This window comes from Methylobacterium sp. WL116, assembly GCF_008039455.1.
Classification (GTDB): Bacteria; Pseudomonadota; Alphaproteobacteria; order Rhizobiales; family Beijerinckiaceae; genus Methylobacterium.
Map to the genome: position 1 here is coordinate 1 of NZ_VRUV01000460.1, position 3651 is coordinate 3651.

At 72.2% G+C, this 3651-nt stretch carries 3 protein-coding genes; 2 read left to right on the plus strand and 1 reads right to left on the minus strand.

Translation table 11 applies throughout. From position 1 onward, the window contains the following. Positions 1-1295, minus strand: a 1295-nt coding sequence (locus FV223_RS22705) for an ABC transporter transmembrane domain-containing protein (protein WP_147729113.1), incomplete at its 3' end; no start/stop codon positions are given. Between the two features lie 177 nt (positions 1296-1472). On the opposite strand from FV223_RS22705, the gene FV223_RS22710 reads away from it, so the two are divergent. Both FV223_RS22710 and FV223_RS22715 read left to right on the plus strand, forming a co-directional pair. Further along, the gene (locus FV223_RS22710) at positions 1473-2777 is read left to right on the plus strand and encodes a glycosyltransferase (RefSeq protein ID WP_348644818.1); all 1305 of its coding nucleotides are present in this window, start codon (positions 1473-1475) and stop codon (positions 2775-2777) included. Next, a partial coding sequence (locus tag FV223_RS22715; protein WP_147729114.1) for a glycosyltransferase occupies positions 2774-3651 on the plus strand: 878 nt, incomplete at its 3' end. The genes FV223_RS22710 and FV223_RS22715, both read left to right, overlap by 4 nt.

Genomic DNA, 3651 nt, shown 5'->3' on the forward strand with positions numbered 1-3651 from the left:
CGCACCGTTCCGCCCTGCGGCGCCTGCAGCCCGGCGACGAGCCGCGCGACCACGTGGCCGAGGCCGCCCGCGGGGGCGAGGATCGCGGCCTGCACCGGCATCGGCAGGCTGACGGCCCCGAGCTCGAGCGCCGGGCCGCCGAGGGGATCCTTGAGGCTGACGCCGTCCAGCTCGAGCGGGCCGCCGAGGGGCCGTACCAGGCCCTGGCCCTCCGGCTCGGACGGCCGCAGCCGGTGCGGCGCGAAGTGGGCGGCGACGGTCTCGTACTTCACCTCGACGTCGAGGCGCTGCTGGTCCCAGTCGATCAGCTCCTTGAGCGGCGGCGGCAGATCGCGATAGGCGGCCAGCACGGCCACGAGCTGGCCGATGTCGAGCTCTCCGCGCAGCGCGAACAGGCCGCCGATCGCGTAGAAGAGGAAGGGCGTCACCTGCGCGAGCAGGTTGTTCAGGTACTTCACCAGGAACTTGCGCCGGTAGATCCGCAGGCGCAGGTCGTAGAGGCTGAACAGCCGGCCGCCGATCTCGGCACGCTCCCAACGCCCGGTGTCGTTGACGGTGACCGCCTCGAGCCCGTCCAGCACCTCGCCGACCCGGCCGGCGAAGCTCCGCGACGCGATCTGGCGCTTCCGGCTCAAGCGGATGATCTCGCGGCGCAGGCGCGGGATCACAACGATCTGCACGAGGACGATCGAGCCGGCGACGAGCCCGAGCCACAGGTTCTGCATCAGGATGAAGATCAGCGCGGTCGCCGCCTGCGTGCCGAGGAAGCACGGCACCACGATCGCGTCGCCGATGAAGGCGCCGATCGGCTCGACCTCGTCGCGGATGATGGTCGCCGTCTCCGACGACTTCACCTCGCGCGTCGTGTCCGGGGTAAAGCGGAGCATCAGCGAGAACAGCTCGAAGCGCAGGCGCCGCAGCATGCGCTCGCCGAGCACGCCCTTGCTGAGGTTGATCCAGAACTTGAACGCGCCGTTGATCAGCACGAGGGTCAGGAACAGCCCGGAGAGCCCGAACAGCAGCCCGGTGCGGTCGACCTCGAAGCCCGAGAACAGCACCTGCTGCTCGCCGCCGAGCCAGCCGGGCCAGTGGATGATGAGATCGAGGAAGTCGACGGTCTCGCGCCCGCCCTTGAACGCCTTGCCGGAGATGGCGTCGTTGACGATGCGCTTGGGCAGGTCGAGCGAGGCGAAGTAGAACGGCAGCGATGCGAGCACGACGGCGCAGATCGCGAACTGGTCGCGCTTCGAATGTCGCCAGATATAGCCGAACAGCGTCGGCTCCAGATCCCGCATCGCCCGTCCCCGGCCCCCGTTCCGGCTCCCATACCCTCTCGCGAGCCCGCGCGTCACACGCATGTCATCGTGCAACGAAAAGGCGAAGCCCGAGCGTGCGCGGACTCACAGCCCCGGGCCTCCGTCACTCCGGAATGCGGTGTCGTCCCACGCGAGGCATTGTCACGGCGGCCCGGCTTGTGCGACCGCAGACCGGCTGCGACGCTGCGCCTGCGCGCGCTGCGCGTGCCGGGGCGCGGATGGCGGCGGCGCGAGGGGGCGTTCGAGGATGAGACCGTGATGCGCCCGAGCCGCGTCCTGATCTACAGCCACGACACGTTCGGGCTCGGGCACCTGCGCCGCTCGCGCACCATCGCGAACGCGCTGGCCGGCACCGGCGAGGTCGAGGCGATGATCGTCTCCGGCTCGACGGTGGTCGCCCGCTTCGCCTTCGCCCGCGGCGTCTCCTCCGTGCGCGTGCCCGGCGTGACCAAGCGCGCCGACGGCAGCTATGCCGGGCTCGACCCGCAGGCGTCGCTGCAGGAGACGGTCGCCCGGCGCGCCGACATCGTCCTGCGCACCGCCCGCGACTTTCGGCCGAACCTCGTGATCGTCGATAAGGAGCCGACGGGCTTCCACGGCGAGATGCTGCCGACGCTGGAGCACCTGCGCGCCCGCGGCTGCCGCGTGGTGCTGGGCCTGCGCGACGTCCTCGACGACCCCGACCGCCTCGTGCCGGAATGGGAGCGCAAGGGCGCTTCGGAGGCGGTCCGCCGGTTCTACGACGAGATCTGGATCTACGGCCTCGCGCGCATCCACCGGCCGCTGGCCGCGCTTCCCGTGGGTGCGGAATTCTCGGACCGGACGACCTATACCGGCTATCTCCACCGCGCCGCGCCGCGCGCCCGACCGGACCGGGCCGAGCCCGGCGTCGCGGCCGAGCCGTTCATCCTGGTCACCCCCGGCGGCGGCGGCGACGGCGACGGGCTGATCGACTGGGTGATCTCGGCCTACGAGGCCGATCCCGCGATCCCGCTTCCCGCGCTGATCGCCTTCGGACCCTTCCTCGCCTCGAAGAGCCGGGCGGCATTTCTGGGCCGGATCGCGCGGCTGCCGGGCCGGCTCTCCGCGATCACCTTCGACAGCGAGATCGAGCTGCTGATGGAGAAGGCGTCAGGCGTCGTGGCGATGGGCGGCTACAACACGTTCTGCGAGATCCTGTCCTTCGACAAGCGGGCGGTGCTGGTGCCGCGCACCACGCCGCGGCGCGAGCAGGAGATCCGCGCGGTGGCCGCCGAAGGCCTCGGCCTCGCCCGCACCGTGCTGGAGGCGGACGGGCGCGACCCCATGCGCATGGCGGCGGCGCTCCGGGCCCTGCCGGACCAGGCGCCTCCGTCGCGCGCGCGGATCCCCGACCTGCTCGGCGGCCTCGACCGGATCGCCGAGCGCGTCCGCGTGCTGAACGCTGGCGCACCCGTCCTCGCCCTCGGTGACAGGCCGTGAGCGAGGCGCGCATCGCGATCGTGCTGAAGGGCTATCCGCGGTTGTCGGAGACCTTCATCGCGCAGGAGATCCTGGCGCTCGAGGGCCGCGGCCTCGCACTGGCGATCTGGTCGCTGCGCCGCCCGACCGACGCGAGCCGCCATCCGATGCACGACGCGATCGCGGCGCCGGTGGCCTACCTCCCCGAATACCTGCACGAGGCGCCCCTGCGGGTGCTGCGCGGGCTGGCCTGGGGCCTCCGCCGCCGGCGCTTCGTCGCGCTGGCGCTCCAATTCGCCACGGATTTCCTGCACGACCCGACCACCTCGCGCATCCGCCGCCTCGGGCAGGCTCTAGTGCTGGCGCGAGAGCTGCCCGAGGCGGTCCGGCACCTGCACGCGCATTTCCTCCACACGCCGGCCAGCGTCGCGCGGTACGCCGCGCTCCTAACGGAGCGAAGCTGGAGCTTTTCCGCGCACGCCAAGGACATCTGGACGACGCCGGACCGCGAGCTGTCCGACAAGCTCTCCGACGCGGCCTGGGGGGTGACCTGCACCCGCGACGGCCTCGGCCGCCTGCGGGCGGTGTCGGCGGGTCGGGCGGCAGCGGAAGCCGGCTCCGTCGCGCTGGCCTATCACGGCCTCGATCTCGCCCGCTTTCCGGCGCCGCCCCTCCGGCCGCCGCGCGACGGCACGGATGCGCAGGATCCGATTCGGATCCTCAGCGTCGGCCGGCTCGTCGCCAAGAAGGGGCACGACGACCTGATCGACGCGCTCGCGGCCCTTCCGCCGGACCTGCATTGGCGCCTCGACCTGATCGGCGGCGGCGAGCTTCGGGAGGACCTGAAAGCCCGCGTCGCGGAGCGCGGGCTCGGCGGCCGCGTCGCCTTCCGGGG